This is a genomic window from Nisaea sp. (genome assembly GCF_034670185.1).
Taxonomy (GTDB): Bacteria; Pseudomonadota; Alphaproteobacteria; order Thalassobaculales; family Thalassobaculaceae; genus Nisaea.
In genome coordinates, this window is record NZ_JAXMNY010000002.1 from 825,165 (window position 1) to 841,021 (window position 15,857).

Annotated in this window: 18 protein-coding genes; 8 read left to right on the forward strand and 10 right to left on the reverse strand. The window is 62.2% G+C overall.

The features are described from left to right. Positions 1–59 precede the first annotated feature (59 nt). Positions 60–1,106: a methyl-accepting chemotaxis protein gene (locus VOI22_RS13515; protein WP_323796982.1), complete on the forward strand. Its 1,047-nt coding sequence runs from the start codon at positions 60–62 to the stop codon at positions 1,104–1,106. Between the two features lie 11 nt (positions 1,107–1,117). Here VOI22_RS13515 and arsJ read toward each other — a convergent pair whose 3' ends face one another. Both arsJ and VOI22_RS13525 read right to left on the reverse strand, forming a co-directional pair. Further along, on the reverse strand, positions 1,118–2,398 hold the full coding sequence (arsJ, locus tag VOI22_RS13520) for an organoarsenical effux MFS transporter ArsJ (RefSeq protein WP_323796983.1): 1,281 nt from the start codon (positions 2,396–2,398) through the stop codon (positions 1,118–1,120). Further along, positions 2,395–3,405, reverse strand: a complete 1,011-nt coding sequence (locus tag VOI22_RS13525; RefSeq protein WP_323796984.1) for an ArsJ-associated glyceraldehyde-3-phosphate dehydrogenase — start codon at positions 3,403–3,405, stop codon at positions 2,395–2,397. Before VOI22_RS13525 ends, arsJ begins: the two co-directional genes overlap by 4 nt. Positions 3,406–3,513: 108 nt before the next feature. Between VOI22_RS13525 and VOI22_RS13530 the strand changes: the two genes are divergently transcribed. Genes VOI22_RS13530 through VOI22_RS13545 form a run of 4 tightly spaced genes read left to right on the forward strand, consistent with a single transcriptional unit; the run spans position 3,514 to position 5,708 of the window. Then, on the forward strand, positions 3,514–3,867 hold the full coding sequence (locus VOI22_RS13530; RefSeq protein ID WP_323796985.1) for a metalloregulator ArsR/SmtB family transcription factor: 354 nt from the start codon (positions 3,514–3,516) through the stop codon (positions 3,865–3,867). Then, entirely contained in the window at positions 3,864–4,382 is a 519-nt protein-coding gene (locus VOI22_RS13535; RefSeq protein ID WP_323796986.1) for an arsenate reductase ArsC, read from the forward strand. The genes VOI22_RS13530 and VOI22_RS13535 overlap by 4 nt, the downstream gene beginning before the upstream one ends. Before the next feature lie 26 nt (positions 4,383–4,408). Continuing rightward, positions 4,409–5,479, forward strand: coding sequence for an ACR3 family arsenite efflux transporter (gene arsB, locus VOI22_RS13540; protein ID WP_323796988.1), 1,071 nt, complete (start codon positions 4,409–4,411; stop codon positions 5,477–5,479). Positions 5,480–5,483: 4 nt separating this feature from the next. Beyond that, complete coding sequence (locus tag VOI22_RS13545) at positions 5,484–5,708, forward strand: GDCCVxC domain-containing (seleno)protein (RefSeq protein ID WP_323796989.1); 225 nt, start codon at positions 5,484–5,486, stop codon at positions 5,706–5,708. Positions 5,709–5,787: 79 nt separating this feature from the next. Here VOI22_RS13545 and boxB read toward each other — a convergent pair whose 3' ends face one another. Together boxB and boxC are read right to left on the reverse strand one after the other, a co-directional pair. Further along, positions 5,788–7,236: a benzoyl-CoA 2,3-epoxidase subunit BoxB gene (gene boxB, locus VOI22_RS13550; protein ID WP_323796990.1), complete on the reverse strand. Its 1,449-nt coding sequence runs from the start codon at positions 7,234–7,236 to the stop codon at positions 5,788–5,790. A gap of 38 nt (positions 7,237–7,274) precedes the next feature. Next, a complete protein-coding gene (boxC, locus tag VOI22_RS13555) occupies positions 7,275–8,927 on the reverse strand; it encodes a 2,3-epoxybenzoyl-CoA dihydrolase (RefSeq protein WP_323796991.1) in 1,653 nt (550 codons plus the stop codon). A gap of 211 nt (positions 8,928–9,138) precedes the next feature. Between boxC and VOI22_RS13560 the strand changes: the two genes are divergently transcribed. The 3 genes from VOI22_RS13560 to VOI22_RS13570 are packed head-to-tail and all read left to right on the forward strand — an operon-like array spanning position 9,139 to position 11,503. Continuing rightward, entirely contained in the window at positions 9,139–9,846 is a 708-nt protein-coding gene (locus VOI22_RS13560; protein ID WP_323796992.1) for an ABC transporter permease, read from the forward strand. After that, positions 9,839–10,618, forward strand: coding sequence for an ATP-binding cassette domain-containing protein (locus VOI22_RS13565; RefSeq protein WP_323796993.1), 780 nt, complete (start codon positions 9,839–9,841; stop codon positions 10,616–10,618). The genes VOI22_RS13560 and VOI22_RS13565 overlap by 8 nt, the downstream gene beginning before the upstream one ends. A gap of 54 nt (positions 10,619–10,672) precedes the next feature. Then, on the forward strand, positions 10,673–11,503 hold the full coding sequence (locus tag VOI22_RS13570) for a substrate-binding domain-containing protein (RefSeq protein WP_323796994.1): 831 nt from the start codon (positions 10,673–10,675) through the stop codon (positions 11,501–11,503). A gap of 18 nt (positions 11,504–11,521) precedes the next feature. On the opposite strand, the gene VOI22_RS13575 is transcribed toward VOI22_RS13570, so the two are convergent. The 6 genes from VOI22_RS13575 to VOI22_RS13600 all read right to left on the reverse strand — a co-directional run bounded on the left by VOI22_RS13575 (position 11,522) and on the right by VOI22_RS13600 (position 15,729). Further along, positions 11,522–12,436: a helix-turn-helix transcriptional regulator gene (locus VOI22_RS13575; RefSeq protein ID WP_323796995.1), complete on the reverse strand. Its 915-nt coding sequence runs from the start codon at positions 12,434–12,436 to the stop codon at positions 11,522–11,524. A 75-nt stretch (positions 12,437–12,511) separates the two neighbouring features. Then, complete coding sequence (locus VOI22_RS13580) at positions 12,512–12,877, reverse strand: cytochrome c (protein ID WP_323796996.1); 366 nt, start codon at positions 12,875–12,877, stop codon at positions 12,512–12,514. Beyond that, complete coding sequence (locus tag VOI22_RS13585; RefSeq protein WP_323796997.1) at positions 12,877–13,008, reverse strand: hypothetical protein; 132 nt, start codon at positions 13,006–13,008, stop codon at positions 12,877–12,879. The genes VOI22_RS13580 and VOI22_RS13585 overlap by 1 nt, the downstream gene beginning before the upstream one ends. A 1-nt stretch (position 13,009) precedes the next feature. Further along, positions 13,010–14,398: a c-type cytochrome gene (locus VOI22_RS13590; RefSeq protein ID WP_323796998.1), complete on the reverse strand. Its 1,389-nt coding sequence runs from the start codon at positions 14,396–14,398 to the stop codon at positions 13,010–13,012. A gap of 21 nt (positions 14,399–14,419) precedes the next feature. Further along, positions 14,420–15,502, reverse strand: coding sequence for a formate dehydrogenase subunit gamma (locus tag VOI22_RS13595; protein WP_323796999.1), 1,083 nt, complete (start codon positions 15,500–15,502; stop codon positions 14,420–14,422). A 20-nt stretch (positions 15,503–15,522) separates the two neighbouring features. Next, positions 15,523–15,729 carry a hypothetical protein gene (locus VOI22_RS13600; RefSeq protein WP_028467474.1) on the reverse strand — a complete coding sequence of 69 codons (207 nt, stop codon included), beginning with the start codon at positions 15,727–15,729 and terminating at the stop codon, positions 15,523–15,525. Positions 15,730–15,857 lie beyond the last annotated feature (128 nt).

Sequence of the window (15,857 nt, forward strand, 5' to 3'; positions counted from 1 at the left end):
TGCTAAAAATGCCTTCTGTCAAAAGCATGCCTTTCTCCCCATACCCTGGGAATATCCTCATGAGCTCGTCTGACGCCACCACCGACCCGGAACAGATCGTCACACTCACCGCCGATGTCCGGAACACGGCCGAAACCAAGATCTCGGAAATCCATGCCATTACCGGCCGGACCAAGATGCTGGCCCTGAACGCACTGATCGAAAGCGCGCGGGTGGGCGAGCTGGGGCGCGGTTTCGCGGTTGTCGCCGACGAGGTCAAAGGCGTTTCCGTCGAGATCGAACAGATCGCCGATGCACTGCAGACAGAACTCTCCGGCAAGGCCGAAATGCTGGAAACCATCGGGCGCTCGATTGTGGATCAGCTCAAGGGTCAGCGGCTTGTCGACCTGTCCCTGAACGCGGTCGAACTGATCGACCGGAACCTGTTCGAACGAACCTGCGACGTACGTTGGTGGGCAACGGACAGCGCCGTTGTTGACTGCCTCGCTGCTCCGTCCGACGAAGCCGCCGCCTATGCATCGAAACGCTTGGGCGTAATCCTGTCGGCCTACACCGTCTATATCGACCTCTGGATCTGCGACGCGAAGGGGACCGTCATCGCCAATGGCCGGCCCGAGCGCTACAACGTCGCCGACCGTTCTGTCGCAAACGCCGGCTGGTTCCGCGATGCCATGGCGACCCGCGACGGGGATGAGTATTCCGTCGCCGATATTGCCACGAGCACGGAGCTCGACGGACAGCCGACCGCCACCTATGCGGCCGCGATCCGGGAAGGCGGCGAGAGCAACGGCGCAGTGCTCGGCGTCCTGGGCATTCATTTCGAGTGGGAGCCGCAGGCCCAGACCATCGTCGAGGGAGTCCGCTTCGAGAAATCCGAAGCCGCCCGCTCCCGGGCCATGCTTCTCGACGCCGATTTCCGCATCATCGCCGCATCCGACCGGGAAGGCATTCTGAGCGAACGGTTCGATCTGAAGACCGATGGCCTGGACAGCGGTCACTACACCCTCCCCAACGGAGCCGTTGTCGGCTTCCATAAGACGCCCGGCTACGAAACATATGAAGGCCTCGGCTGGTATGGCTGCGTAATCCAGCAGCCCAGCTCCTGACGCTCGGGTCTTTATCCGGAGTTTGGAACAGCCTGCCTGCCGTCCCCTAACGGCATCGTCAACATGACCGCCAGCAACACCATGGCGGCGGAGACCCAGAGCGTCGCCGTCAGCCCGGCAAGCTGATAGACCAGCCCGGAAAGAAGCGTCCCGGCGAACCGGCCGACGGCGTTCGCCATGTAATAGAAGCCGACATTCAGCGCCACCTTGTCCGCGTCAGAGTAAGCGACGATCAGATAGGAATGCAGCGCTGAATTGATGGCGAACACCACGCCGAACAGGAGCAGCCCGCCAACCAGAATGATGGCCGGGGCATCGCCTGCACCAAATTCGGCAGGCATCCATCCGGGGGTCAGCCCTGCCGCGATCATGGCCGGGAGCAGCGCCAAAACAGAGCCCCAGAGCACCGCACCGCGCGCTGCCGACCCGGCATCCCGCGTCCGCCGGAGGAACCGGGGCACAAGCGCCTGCACGATTCCATAGCCAACCACCCAGACCGCCATGAACAAACCGACCCGGTCAAAAGACCAGCCCAACTGGTCATAAAGAAAAACCGGCACGCCAACGACGAACCATACATCGCGGGACGCGAACAAAAAGATCCGGGCGGCGGAGAGGAAGTTGATCTCCCGCGTCTTGGCGAACAGGTCGCGCTTGACGATCTTTGTCTTCGCCCGGCCGAGATCCGCCTTGATGGTTAAGAGAGCAGCAGCGAGGACAACGGCCAGCATCCCGGCCATGGCATAGAGCGCGTGCGTAAAGCCAAGCCCCTCCAGCATCACCCCGCCGAGCAGAAAGCCGACGCCCTTGAGCGCGTTCTTGGAGCCGGTCAACACCGCCACCCAGCGGAAAAGCAATCCGGCCTCCTCCGATGCAACCACCAGCTTGACGGCGGATTTGGAGCTCATCTTGGTGAGATCCTTGGCCACGCCAGAGAGGGCCTGCGCCACCATCACGTAGCCGACGGAGAAAAACGCCGTCCAGGCCGGATCCGTGGACGAGAGCATGAGCAGCGCCGCTATCTGCACAGCCAGCCCGGCAAAGAGCGTGATCCGCAACCCGAAACGCGCACCGATCCAGCCGCCGAGTAAATTGGTGATGATCCCCATCGCCTCGTACAGCAGGAACAGAAAGGCGATATCGAGCGGGGTAAAGCCGAGCCGGTGGAAATGCAGCAGCACCAGCATGCGCAACGCGCCGTCCGTCAGGGTGAAGGCCCAATAGGCGGCGGTCACGGACGCGTAGGTTCGCCCGTCTCGGGAACCGGCCGCGCCTTCTTCGCCCGAAGTCACAGCCGTTCCGCCACGTGCCGGGCGAGTTCCATCATCCGGTTCACATAGCCCCACTCGTTATCGTACCAGGCATAGATCTTCGCCTGCGTGCCGTTCACCACCATCGTCGACGGCCCGTCGATGATGGCCGAGCGCGGATCGTCGGTGAAATCGGTGGAGACCAGAGGCCGTTCCTCAAAGCCGAGGATACCGGCCAGCGGGCCGTCAGCCGCCGTCTTGAACAAGCCATTCAGCTCCTCCACAGAGCTTTCCCGCTCCAGCTCGAACACACAATCCGTCAGGGAGGCATTGAGCAGTGGCACACGCACGGCATGGCCGTCCAGCCGACCCTTGAGCTCCGGATAGATGATGCCGATCGCCGTTGCCGAGCCGGTGCTGGTCGGAATCAGCGCGTTCAGGGCGGAGCGTGCCCGGCGCAGATCCTTGTGTGGCCCATCAACAATCGTCTGGGTGTTGGTCACATCATGAATGGTGGTGATGGAGCCGTGCCGGATACCGATCCCCTCATGCACTACCTTCACCACAGGCGCGAGACAGTTCGTCGTGCAGGAGGCCGCCGTCAGCAGATGATGTTGCGCCGGATCGTAGAGATGGTGGTTGACGCCCATCACGATATTCAGCGCGCCCGCTTCCTTGACCGGGGCGGAGACGATCACCTTCGCGATGCCGCGGTCGTAATAGGACTGCAGTGCCGCGCCGGTCTTGAAGCGCCCGCTGCATTCCAGAACGATGTCGATATCGTCCCCGCTCCAGCCGCTTTCCGCCGGGGAGGCATGACCGGTCAGCGGGATCTCCCGGCCGTCGATCAGGATGCCGTTCCCGGTATGGCCAACGGGCCGGTCCCAGCGCCGGTGCACCGTATCGAATTCCAGAAGATGCGCCGCCATTTCCGGCGTGAAGGCAGGATCGTTGATCGCGACGATCTCATAGCCGTCACGGCCCCACCAAGCCCGCGCGCCAAGACGCCCCATCCGGCCAAAACCATTGATCGCAACACGCACGGTCATCCGCTGCTCCTGTTATGCACGCCCGCCCTCCACCATATGCCCGGCGACGCGAGGACCGCAGAATAGAATTTACACCCCCCTCATTTCAATGATATTTGAATTATTGAAATGAATGAGCATGACGCAATCACCGCGCTTGGTGCGCTGGCACAGGAATCGAGGCTTCAGGTCTATCGCAGGCTGATGCAGGCCGGACCGTCAGGTATCTCGGCGGGGGATCTGGCGGAGCAGGTCGGCGTCTCCCGATCCAGCCTCTCATTCCATGTCGCGCAGCTGGAGCGTTCAGGTCTGGTCCAGGCACGCCGGCAGCATCGGAATGTCTTCTATTCGGTCGAAATCGACGCCATGCGGCAGCTTTTAACATTCCTGACACAGGATTGCTGTAACGGAAACCCGGACATATGCGGTGGCCTTTCCGCTAATGCCGCGTTCTGCGGCGCCATTCCGGAGACAGAGCAATGACCGGCGACAGGATCTTCAACGTTCTTTTTCTCTGCACAGGCAATTCTGCCCGCAGCATCATGGCGGAAGCCATTCTGAACCGCGCCGGGGCCGGCCGGTTCCAGGCCTACAGCGCCGGCAGCATGCCGCGTGGTGAAGTCCATTCCTATGCGGCGGACTTCCTGAGAAATCAGAATTACACGCTCGATACACTGCGCTCCAAGAGCTGGGAGGAATTCTCTGCCCCCGGCGCGCCGGCGATGGATTTCGTCTTCACGGTCTGCGACGACGCCGCGAAGGAAACCTGCCCGGTCTGGCCGGGCCAGCCGATGACGGCCCATTGGGGCGTGCCCGATCCGGCGGCGGTCGCGGGCAGCGAGGCGGAAAAACGCTTTGCTTTCGCCGATACCTTCCGGATGCTGAACACCCGGATCGACATTTTCGTCAACCTGCCGCTCCAGAGGCTCGACAAGCTCGCCCTGCAAAAGCGGCTGGACGATATCGCTGGCGCTACGAAGACGCCCGAAAACGCCTGACGGCCAACAGAAGGACCCGACACCGCATGAGTTCAGAAACAGTCGCTGCCCCGGGCGGCATCGGGTTCTTCGAGAAATGGCTTTCTCTCTGGGTCGCGCTCTGCATCGCAGCCGGGATACTGCTTGGCAATCTGGCGCCCGGCCTGTTCGCCGTGCTGGCCGGGTTGGAATATGCCTCGGTCAATATCGTCGTCGCGGTACTGATCTGGGCAATGGTCTATCCGATGATGGTGGCCGTCGATTTCGAAAGCCTGAAAAACATCGGCGACCGGCCCAAGGGACTGGTCATCACCCTGGTTGTGAACTGGATCGTCAAGCCCTTCACCATGGCGGCACTGGGCATCCTGTTCTTCCGCTACCTGTATGACGGACTGATTTCAGCCGCCGATGCGGAGCAATATATCGCCGGGCTGATCCTGCTCGGCGCCGCGCCCTGCACCGCGATGGTGTTCGTCTGGTCCACGCTCACCAAGGGCGATCCGACCTACACGCTGGTCCAGGTCTCCATCAACGACCTGATCATGATCATCGCCTTCGCGCCGATCTGCGGGCTGCTGCTCGGCGTGACGGAGCTGACCGTGCCGTGGGAGACCCTGCTGCTCTCGGTCGTGCTCTATGTCGTTATCCCGCTCGGCGCCGGATACATGACCCGGCGCGCGCTCACCGCAAAGGCGGCGAACCACGATGCGGGGGAGCAGGTCATCCACGATTTCACCGCCCGGGTGAAACCCGTCTCCGTGCTCGGCCTGCTGGCGACCGTCGTCCTGCTGTTCGGCTTTCAGGGCCAGACCGTGCTGGAAAACCCGCTCACGATCCTGCTCATCGCCATCCCCCTGATCCTGCAATCCTACGGCATCTTCGCCATCGCCTATGGCTGGGCGAAGGCCTGGAAAGTCCCGTTCAACGTTGCCGCGCCTTGCGCCATGATCGGCACCTCGAACTTCTTCGAACTCGCCGTCGCCGTCGCCATCAGCCTGTTCGGCCTGCATTCCGGCGCCGCGCTGGCCACCGTGGTCGGCGTGCTGGTCGAGGTTCCGGTGATGTTGTCGCTGGTCGCGTTTGCAAACCGGACGCGGGGTTGGTTTTCACAGGGATAAACACATGGCGCCAAGCAGCAGGCAAACGATCCTGGAATCGACAATCACTTGCCCGGAATGCGGTCACCGCGAGACGGAGCAAATGCCAACCGATGCGTGCCAGTTCTTCTATGACTGCAAGGGATGTGGCGCGCTCCTGAAACCCAAACGCGGCGATTGCTGCGTCTTTTGCTCCTACGGCACGGTCCCCTGCCCGCCGATCCAGTCCGGGACAGATTGCTGCGGATAACTGACCGTAAAAAACCCGGGCCGCCGAAATGGCGGCCCGGGTCAGCCCGAGTCTTCTAAGGGAGGAGTCCCGGGGAAACTCAGTCGTGGATTTTCACGTATTCGAAATCGCCCGGCTTGTTGTCTATGCCGACACGCGGGGCGGAGATCCAGCCGGCAAACTTGCCCGGCTCGCTCACCGACGTCATCAGCGAAGCGATATAATCGCCATCTTCGGTGTTCGGCAGGAACTCGTCCCGGCGCGCGCCCCATTCACCGTCGCTCAGCACCTGACCCTGCGGCGTGGTGTGAACATCGCGGAACTCGCCGATATGGCGGTGGAAGGCGACGCTTGGCAGGGTGATCTCGAAATTGATCCCGGCCTTGCTGATGATCCGGTTCCAGCGATTGATGCCGCCCTGGCAATCCCGGACGTAATCGTCCCGCAATCGCGCGTTAAGAGCGGACAGCGCTGGCTCGTCGACCACCTTCAGCTCGCCGCCGACCAGCTTCAGTACCGGGTAGGTGTCATTGATAAGGCGGTGGTCGTCATCGATCCGTTCTTCCTGGAAACGGCCCTTCAGGCCTGAATTGTAGCCGTTGGCCGCATTGGTCGAGATCTCGGAGCCGAACAGGTCGAGGGACAGCGAGAAGTGCAGGTTTGCCTTCTTCTGCAAGGTCGGCAGGTCGATCACGCCGAGGGCGCGGACTTTCTCGATCTCGTACGGGTCCTCGATGCCGGCCGCGCGCATCGCCTCGCAGGTCCGCTGCACGGTGCGGCCAACGCCGGTCTCGCCGACGAACATGTGGTGCGCTTCCTCGGTCAGCATGAAGCGGCAGGTCCGGGACAGCGGATCGAAGCCGGACTGGGCCAGGCTTTCAAGCTGCATCTTGCCGTCACGATCGGTGAAGAAGGTGAACATGAAGAAGGACAGCCAGTCCGGGGTTTCTTCGTTGAAGGCACCCAGCATGCGCGGCTTGTCACCGTCGCCGGAACGGCGGTTGAGCAGCTCGCCCGCTTCCTCGCGGCCGTCGCGGCCGAAATATTTCTGCAGCAGGTAGACCATGGCCCATAGGTGCCGGCCTTCCTCGACATTCACCTGAAACAGGTTGCGCATGTCATAGAGGGACGGCGCTGTGGCACCAAGGAAACGCTGCTGCTCGACAGAGGCCGGCTCGGTGTCGCCCTGGATCACCACCAGGCGGCGCAGCATGGCGCGGTATTCGCCCGGGATCTCGTGCCAGACATCCTCGCCCTTGTGCTCGCCGAAGGCGATCTTCCGGTTCTCGACCTGCGGTGCCAGCAGGATGCCCCAGCGATAGTCGGGCATCTTCACGTAGTCGAACTTTGCCCAGCCTTTGGGATCAACGCTGACAGCTGTCCGGAGATAGACATCGGAGGTCTGGAAGCCTTCCGGCCCCTGATCCATCCACCAGTCGATATAACCCGGATGCCACTGCTCCAGCGCCTTCAGAACCTTGCGGTCGCTGGAGAGGTTGATGTTGTTCGGGATCTTGGTGTCGTAGCTGACGTTCAGAACTTCATTCATGATCCGCGTCTCCTTTCTGTTTCGGGTCTATTGGGCGGTCAGACCCGTTTGATGTCGTATTCCGGCTGGCGGCCGGTGCCGTAGCGGCCAAGCGCACCGTCCGGGCCAACCGCGTTCGGGCGCTGGAAGATCCAGTTCTGCCATGCGGTCAGGCGTCCGAAAATCTTGGTTTCCATGGTCTCCGGCCCGGCAAAACGCAGGTTCGCCTCCATGCCGGTAAGCGCATCGGGGGAGAAGCTGGAGCGTTCCTCGAGGAACATCCGGACTTCGTCCTCCCAGTCGATATCGTCGAAGATGAAGGTAACGAGGCCGAGCTCGTCCGCTCGTTCCGCATCCAGACTCTCGCCGATCGAGCCTTCCGCTTTCGTCACCGCCTCCGGCTCTCCGAGGAACCGGGTTTGAAGACGAGTCAGATCGTTGCTCATCGGGAAGGGGCCGAAATTGGCCGGACCAAGCGCGATTTCGGCCGGCGGACGGTTGTCGCCCTCAAGCTGACCTTCCAGCATGTAGCTGCGGTCGGCGGCGAACAGCAGTTCCGCCAGCGATCCGGCAAAGCAGCTTCCCGGCTCGACGAGCGCTACCAGCGAGCGTGAGGTCACGTCGATCCGCTTCATCACCCGCTTCCAGTAGAGCGAGATCTCGCGGGCCAGCCAGTGATCGCGATTGGCGGCGATAAAGGCGTCATGCGCGAGCACCTTTGCGCCGTCGCCCGCGGTCTTCAGGATCAGCGTGCCAATCTCCAGCTCGTTGATCCGCAGATGCAGAATCGCATCATCCAGCTCCCGGCAGAGCTTCAGCATCCAGTAATCGGCGCCAAGGGCTGTGAGGGCGTCAGTATCGGCCGGCACATCCTGTTCCGGTCCGGTTATGGTGATGGTCGCGTTACGCTCGTCCCGATCGATCTCGACCGTAACCAGATCGTACTGCATCAGATCGCCCTCGATCTTCCGTTCAATCGGCGGCAGGGCAACGCCTTTCGCATCGGACGGCCGGTCCGACACGTCGGCCATCGTCGCCACCCGGGCTGCGACCACCTCGTCGAACTTCGAGTTCGGCGCCAGCTCGTCGACGAGATCCCAGTCCACGGCGCGCTTGCCCTTGATGCCTTCTTCGATGGCGCAGAACACATCTGCCCGGTCCCGCCGAACCTTGCGCTTGTCGGTGACGCGGGTCAGCCCGCCCGTGCCCGGCAGCACGGCCAGCAGCGGCGCTTCCGGCAAAGCGACGGAGGACGCGCCGTCATCAGTCAGGATGATATGGTCGGTCGCGAGCGCCAGCTCATAACCACCGCCGGCGCAGGCACCGGTCACCGCCGCCAGATATTTCTGACCGGACTCAGCGCTCGCCTCTTCCATGTAATTCCGGGTCTCGTTGGTGAATTTGCAGAAATTCACCTTATGGGCATGGGCCGCACCCGCCAGCATGCGGATATTGGCGCCAGCGCAGAACACCCGGTCCTTGGCCGACCGCAGCACCACCACCTTCACTTCCGGATGCTCGAACCGAAGCCGCTGGATGGCGTCATACAGCTCGATATCGACTCCGAGATCGTAGGAATTGAGCTTCAGCTCGTAGCCCTCGAACAAGCCGCCTTTCTCGTCCACATCCATAACAAGGTCAGCACGGGCGCCGTCGAATACCAGCTTCCAGTGCTTATAGCGGGACGGATCGGTCCGGAAATCGATCATCATTTTGAGCATCTCCCATTGGGCGCCACTCGCCGGGGCGCTCCGTCTTCTTCAATCGGGAACGCACTATAATGCAATCACCAAAATTGACATGCATTATTTTGCATGTTGCGCACACGTGCATTTCCGCCGCCTGCAAAGCCAGGCCTTTCGGTTCAGCCCGCATGCTGGAAAACCGGCTAGCATCGGTAAAAAACACCCTGTATGGTAAATTATGCAGGATTTTGCAGAATCATTCTCACTGGCCTTTCGGCTCATCCTTTCCGCAGACGCCGATCTCGCGGAGATCGTGCTGCTTTCGCTGAAGGTCAGCCTGTCCGCGACCCTGTGCGCCTGCATGATCGGAATGTCCCTCGGCGCGGCCATCGCCATTTTCCGGTTTCCGGGCCGCAGCGTGCTGCTGGTTCTGACCAATGCCATGATGGGGCTGCCGCCCGTGGTAGTCGGGCTGGCGATCTACATGCTGCTGTCGAATGCGGGTCCCTTCGGCACCTTTCAGCTGCTCTACTCACCGACCGCCATGATCATCGCTCAAACTGTGCTGGTGACCCCGATCGCGACGGCGCTGACCCGGCAGGTGATCGCCGATCTGCATAAAGAATATGACGAGCAACTGCGCTCGCTCGCCCTTGGGCCGCTCTCCACCCTCACCACCCTGCTCTGGGATGGTCGGTTTTCCCTGATCACCGTGATGCTGGCCGGGTTCGGGCGGGCTGTCGCGGAGGTCGGGGCGGTAATCATCGTCGGCGGCAACATCAACCATGTGACCCGGGTGATGACGACCGCCATCGCGCTGGAAACCTCGAAAGGCGACCTCGCCCTGGCTCTGGCGCTCGGCATCATCCTGATCGGCATCTCGATCAGCGTGAATGCCGCCCTGATGGCCCTGAAGGGGACGGCGCGGCGGTTTGCCTATGAATAACATCCCGCAGAATGTCAGCCAGAATGCCAGCTTCGCGGCAACCAATCCGCTGCTGCCGCTGCGCGCGGAAGATCTTAGCTACGCACCCGATGGGCTTGCCCTGCTGGACAAGGTGAGCCTGCAAATCATCGAAGGCGGCATTAGCATGATCCTCGGGCCGAACGGCGCCGGGAAAAGCATCCTGATGCGCATCCTGCACGGACTGATCACGGCAAGCGCCGGAACTGTGACCTGGCGGGGACAGACCGCCAATCGAGAGATCCGCAAGCGCCAGGCCATGGTGTTCCAGAAGCCAGTGCTGCTGCGCCGGTCTGCCGCTGCCAATCTCGATCATGCCCTGAATGCGGCTGGTGTTCCGCGCGGTCAGCGCAGCCAGCGGACCACAGAAGCCTTGCAGGAAGCGGGCATTGCGCATCTGGCGGCGCGTCCGGCCCGCGTCCTCTCCGGCGGGGAGCAGCAACGCCTTGCCCTGGCACGCGCTCTCAGCCTCCGGCCGGACGTGCTGTTCCTGGACGAACCCACTGCCAGCCTCGACCCAGCCTCCACCGCCGCCATCGAGGCGCTGGTACTGGCGGCGGAACGGCGGGGCTGCAAGATCATCATGATCAGCCACGACATCCACCAGGCCCGGCGCCTCGCCTCCGAAATCATCTTCATGGACCGGGGCCGGATCGCAGAGCAAAGCGCCGCCGCCGCCTTCTTCGAGGAACCATCGAGCGCCGCCGCGCGCGATTATCTTGCCGGACGGCTGCACCTGCCGGACGGCGCCTGACCGGACCAAATCACCGACCCCGGACCAAACCACCGACCATTGGGAGCAAACGCAATGAAACACCTGAAGAGGATTTTGGGAGGGCTCGCACTCGCGGCGATGCTCGCTCTGACGGGAACCGGCAATGTTGTTGCCGCCGACAAGTTCATCACCCTGCAATCGACCACGTCGACGCAGAATTCCGGCCTGTTCGATTACATGCTGCCGATCTTCAGCAAGAAGACCGGCATCGAAGTCCGTGTCGTGGCTGTCGGCACCGGCCAGGCACTGAAGAATGCGCGCAATGGCGACGGCGACGTTCTCTTCGTGCATGCCAAGCCCGCCGAGGAGAAATTCGTCGCGGACGGCTTCGGTGTCAGCCGACAGGACGTCATGTTCAACGATTTCGTCATTGTCGGCCCGGCTGCCGACCCGGCGAAAGTCGGCGGCATGAAGGACGCGCCGGCGGCGCTCAAGATGATCGCCGATGCCAAGACGCCTTTCGCATCGCGCGGCGATGACAGCGGCACGCACAAGAAGGAAAAACGTCTCTGGAAAGCGGCCGGTGTCGATGCCGATGCCTCCAGCGGCTCCTGGTATCGGGAAACCGGCTCCGGCATGGGCGCGACCCTCAATGCAGCCGTCGGCATGGGCGCCTACGCACTGACCGACCGGGCCACCTGGATCAGCTTCAAGAACAAGAGCGATTTCAAGGTCCAGGTCGAAGGCGACAAGGTCCTGTTCAACCAGTATGGCGTCATTCTGGTGAACCCGGCCAAACATCCCGTCGTGAAGAAGGAACTGGGCCAGGCCTTCATCGACTGGGTGACCGGCGACGAAGGCCAGGCAACCATCAACAGCTACAAGCTGAACGGCCAGCAGCTGTTCTTCGCCAACGCGAAGTAAGAGAATCCAAGGCTTGGGTCAGGGAGCGTTGTCCCTGACCCGGCCGATTTCCGAGACATCGTACCCGCCGAGTTCCGCCGCCCTGTCGCGGAACACCGCTCCCGACGCAAAGTCGAGCAGAGCCTGGAACGGCGGCTCGAAATAGAACCTCCGGCAGACCAGCAGATCGAACCGTTCCTCGACCAGGGGAATGAAATCGAGCCCATGCTGCCGGGCCACGCTCTCCAGTCCGAGACCCGCCTCGGCCCGGCCGGCACGCACCGCTTCGGCCACGTCCGTCTCCGTCCGCGCTGGTAAATCAAGCCAACTCACGTCCGTTTCAGCCAGACCGGCGCGCGCCATCAGCTGCTCCAGCAAAAGCTGGCTTCCCGCATGGGCCTGCCGCTGGGCCACCCTCTTTCCCGCCAGATCAGGGATGTTTCCGATTCCGCTCGGATTGCCCTGGGCGACGATCAATCCGCGCGTGCGGGTTGCCCAGGAGATAAGCACCGCATTTCGGGCCGGACCAAGCGCGCGCACCGCCGACAGGTTCCAGCCCGCGCCGTCTTCCTCGGGAATATGAATGCCCGCAACCGAGGCTTCCCGTTTCTCGAACCGGGCAATGCCATCGAGGCTTCCGTCAAAAAGCGTCGGCAGACCAGCGCCGGATTCCCGCAATGCCCAGTCGAGCAAGGGATCATGGCTTCCCGCGACAATCCCGGCAGGAGGAGGCAGTTCAGTTATCGTCGATGCTGGGGCGGCTTCGGAAGAACTGGCGCTGGTATCTCCAGCAATCCAGGCCTCGATTTCCTGACGCGGGAACAGCAGTTTTCCAGTGACCCGGCGGCATGGAACCTCACCGTCGGCCACAAGCTGGTAGATCTTGCGCTCTTTCACCCGCAGCAGGTCCGCGAGTTCGCGGACGGTCAGATAGGCGGGGGGCGGAACGGTCATGGGCCTCGCTGTTCGCTGAGCGTGAGAATCTTCCGCAAGCCTTACTGACGGCACCGGCCGCCGTCAATCCGCGGTCTATTTCAGGGAGAGGGCATAGGCGATCAGCGCATCGAGATCATCGACGGTCAATTCGGCTTCCGCAGCGTTGGCCGGCAAGGGCGTCAGCGGCTCGACCCCCTCCATCCGGATGAAGACCGGATGCGGTCGCCGGTCGAAGAAGGTGATGAAGCGGTGCTCGCCGTCCGCAAGAGACATCAGCAACGGAAAGGACGGTGTGCTGCCTATCCCGCCCAGCCTTGTTTTTGCATCAATCACATGACACCGGGCACAATGCAGAAGCGCGACCTCACGCCCCTTTCCCACAAGAGCAGCCTCGTCCGCCCGGGCGGAAACACTGGCTGCCAGCGCCGCGATCAATATGAAAACCGAAGACCGGAGCATCAGTCGAGCCGAACGTCACCCGTGGCCGACTGATAGACAGTCTTGGTACTGAAATCGAACAGGTGGAGGCCACCCCAGGCAACGCCGGTGATAACGAACAGGCCGACCAGGGCCGCGACAAAGGCTTTCATTTTATTCTCCCTTGGTTTGTCCGGCTTGGCGTTCAGCGAAGGCCAATGCCTGACGTAAAAAATGCAGCAACGCGCGCCGGTCTTCGGAGCTGCGCAGTCGCTGCAGCGGCATCTTGGTGCCCGGAACCACGTGTTGCGGGCCCTTCTCGAAGAGCGCGCCGATGGTTTGCTCGTCCCAGACTATATCGCTCTCCAGCAGTGCTTTCGAATAGGGATAGCCGGCAACGGTCCCAACCCGGCGGCCGAACACGCCATACAGCGTCGGCCCGGCCCGATGACCGCCATCAGGCGTCAAGGTGTGACAGACGGCACAGGTTCCGAACAGTTTCGCGCCGCGCGCTGCCAGTGCGTCGCCCGGAGGCACATAGGGCTCCTCATCTGTCGCATCCCCGGCTCCGATCTGAGCGCCGGTTTCGAGATCCCAGCGGATCACCCGCCCGTCGCGTCCGGCGGAAAGAAGCTGGCTGCCGCCCGGTGTGAACGCGACCGACCAGACCGGCCCCTTATGCCCCCGGAGGGTCTTCAGCGGCCGCCCGTCCGCAAGCGACCAGAAGACAATCTGCCCCCGCGCGCCCCCGGTCGCAAACCGTTCACCGTCCGGCGTAATGGCGATTGAAAGCACCGGTGCTTCATGCCCGAGCATGAACCGGCGCTCCTCCCGGCTTTCCGTATCGAACAGGCGCACGGCCTCGTCGGTCCCGGCCACCACAAGCGTCTTGCCATCCGGCGAGAGGGAGAGCCGGTTCACCGGCAATCCGATTTCAGCGAAGAGTTCCATCGCCTGAGTGGCAGGCGTCCAAAGGCGTATCGTGCCGTCATAACCCGCACTCAAGAGCCGGTCACCCGCGTCGGTAAAAAGAACCGCATTGACCGGCCCGGCATGGCCTTTCAGAACCATCGGGGCGGCATCGCCTGCAAGCGGGCTTATCCGGACCATGCCATCGAACCCGGCGGACGCGATCAAATTGCCGTCCGGCGATACGGCAACAGCCGAGACGTTCCCGTCATGCCGGTGCAGAACACGCAGGGGGTCGGCCGCCCCGATTTGCCAGAGATAGACGTTGCCATCATTTCCGCCGGAAACAGCCAGCCCGGTCTGCCGGACGAAAGCGACATCCCCGACGGCCGCATCATGGCCATACATCAGCGTACGGGCCTTCTCGGCAGTCAGGTCCCAATGAATGACGGAATAATCGAAGCCCGCGGTCAGCACTGTTTCGCCATCATCGGAGACAGCGACGGCATGCACGGGCCCGCCATGGCCGACCAACTCCGCATAAGCCGGCGAACGGGGCAGGAGAATACACAACAAGGCGAGAAGAGCGGGCGCGAGCCAGCGAGGGGTCGCGCCCGTCTCGGATTGTAAAGCGATGCCGTTCCCTCGTCGCACGATGGGTCTCGGCCGCCGCGCCTAGTCCGAGCCGGACGAGGCTTGATGGGCCTTAACTTCCTCGACCCAGAGACTGTGGTGTTCCTTGGCCCAGTTCTCATCCACCTGACCGCTGCCCATAGCATCGAAAGCACCTTCCATACCGATGGAGCCGATATAGATGTGGGCGATGATGACCATGATCAGGCCGATGCCGACAATGGAATGCCAGAGTTGGGACAACTGCACTTCCTGCATGACCGACAGCTCTGTCGGCAGCGAGGTTCCGAACAGGTTGATGATGGCGAAGGTCTTGCCGAACATCTGGATCTCGAACGGGAACAGCAGCGCGAGTCCCGAGACGCTGATCGAGACGCCCCCGATGATGACGGACCAGAAAATCAGCTTCTGGCCGGCGTTGAACTTCTTCGCCGGCGGATGCACACCCTTGGTGAACAGACCGCCTGCTTTTGCGATCCAGTTAAGATCGGTCCGGTTCGGAATATTGTGCCCAACCCAGAGCACGAACATCATCACAACACCGACCATGAAGGGGAAGGCAAGGTAGTTATGCATGTACTTGCCGGCCACGGTGATAACCGAGAAGGCATCGGGTCCGATCAGCGGTAGCAGCGCATAACGGCCATAGAGCACGTTGAGGCCGGTCAGCGCCAACACCACGAAACTCGTTGCGGTCAGCCAGTGGGCGAAGCGCTCAACCGTATTGAAGCGCTCTATCAGCTTGCCGCTGAGGCCATGCTCGACCTTGATCCGGCCACGCAGGATAAAGAAGACGCACAGCAGGATGACCATGCCGAGCAGGGCCCAGGCACCGAATACCGAGAGCGGCCCGTTGCGGAAGGCCCGCCAGTTGTCGCCCTCGGACTGGATCAGGACACCGGCGCGGGCATCCGGGATTGAAACGCTTCCCTGTTCGCCCTGACGCACGGCCCGCCAGAAATCGGTATCGCTCGAAGTTCCCAGCGCGTTGCCTGGAACGGATCCGGCCTGTTGCGCCGAAGCCTCGGAGACGACACCCGTCCCGAAGACCAGGCCGAGGCCTGCGATGATTGTCACGACCACTGCCAGGCCGGCGAGATATTTGGTGAAAGCCGAGAATGTCATGTTCTGATTTCCCCCGGGGCCTAGAGGTCGAAGCTTTGTCGGCGACCGCGATTGCGGATCTCCGACAGGGTTTCGTCGGACAAGTGCTGGTCCGCCTTACCGAGATAAGTGCCTTTTTTATACAGCAGAACACGGTCCTGCTCCGTCTCCCGGCAGCCGCCCAGCAGCGCCAGGACGAGCACCGCGAGTGCCGCGCCGCGAATCCAGTTCGGACGAAGTGAAATCATGTCCGTTTGACTCCTCGAAAAATGCAATGCGTCCGTTTTCGCTTTCGCGATCCATGGACGACCGGCCGAAATCCAGACACGGCGCATTGAGACGCTGTGAGGCGGATTGGGTCGGCATACGCACGTGT

Bases quoted from the DNA above. Each gene is read 5' to 3' on its own strand.
- VOI22_RS13515 (WP_323796982.1), top strand. From the start codon at position 60: ATGAGCTCGTCTGACGCCACCACCGACCCGGAACAGATCGTCACACTC.
- VOI22_RS13525 (WP_323796984.1), bottom strand. From the start codon at position 3,405: ATGACCGTGCGTGTTGCGATCAATGGTTTTGGCCGGATGGGGCGTCTT.
- VOI22_RS13530 (WP_323796985.1), top strand. From the start codon at position 3,514: ATGAATGAGCATGACGCAATCACCGCGCTTGGTGCGCTGGCACAGGAA.
- VOI22_RS13535 (WP_323796986.1), top strand. From the start codon at position 3,864: ATGACCGGCGACAGGATCTTCAACGTTCTTTTTCTCTGCACAGGCAAT.
- arsB (WP_323796988.1), top strand. From the start codon at position 4,409: ATGAGTTCAGAAACAGTCGCTGCCCCGGGCGGCATCGGGTTCTTCGAG.
- VOI22_RS13545 (WP_323796989.1), top strand. From the start codon at position 5,484: ATGGCGCCAAGCAGCAGGCAAACGATCCTGGAATCGACAATCACTTGC.
- boxB (WP_323796990.1), bottom strand. From the start codon at position 7,236: ATGAATGAAGTTCTGAACGTCAGCTACGACACCAAGATCCCGAACAAC.
- boxC (WP_323796991.1), bottom strand. From the start codon at position 8,927: ATGATGATCGATTTCCGGACCGATCCGTCCCGCTATAAGCACTGGAAG.
- VOI22_RS13560 (WP_323796992.1), top strand. From the start codon at position 9,139: ATGCAGGATTTTGCAGAATCATTCTCACTGGCCTTTCGGCTCATCCTT.
- VOI22_RS13565 (WP_323796993.1), top strand. From the start codon at position 9,839: ATGAATAACATCCCGCAGAATGTCAGCCAGAATGCCAGCTTCGCGGCA.
- VOI22_RS13570 (WP_323796994.1), top strand. From the start codon at position 10,673: ATGAAACACCTGAAGAGGATTTTGGGAGGGCTCGCACTCGCGGCGATG.
- VOI22_RS13575 (WP_323796995.1), bottom strand. From the start codon at position 12,436: ATGACCGTTCCGCCCCCCGCCTATCTGACCGTCCGCGAACTCGCGGAC.
- VOI22_RS13580 (WP_323796996.1), bottom strand. From the start codon at position 12,877: ATGCTCCGGTCTTCGGTTTTCATATTGATCGCGGCGCTGGCAGCCAGT.
- VOI22_RS13585 (WP_323796997.1), bottom strand. From the start codon at position 13,008: ATGAAAGCCTTTGTCGCGGCCCTGGTCGGCCTGTTCGTTATCACCGGC.
- VOI22_RS13595 (WP_323796999.1), bottom strand. From the start codon at position 15,502: ATGACATTCTCGGCTTTCACCAAATATCTCGCCGGCCTGGCAGTGGTC.
- VOI22_RS13600 (WP_028467474.1), bottom strand. From the start codon at position 15,729: ATGATTTCACTTCGTCCGAACTGGATTCGCGGCGCGGCACTCGCGGTG.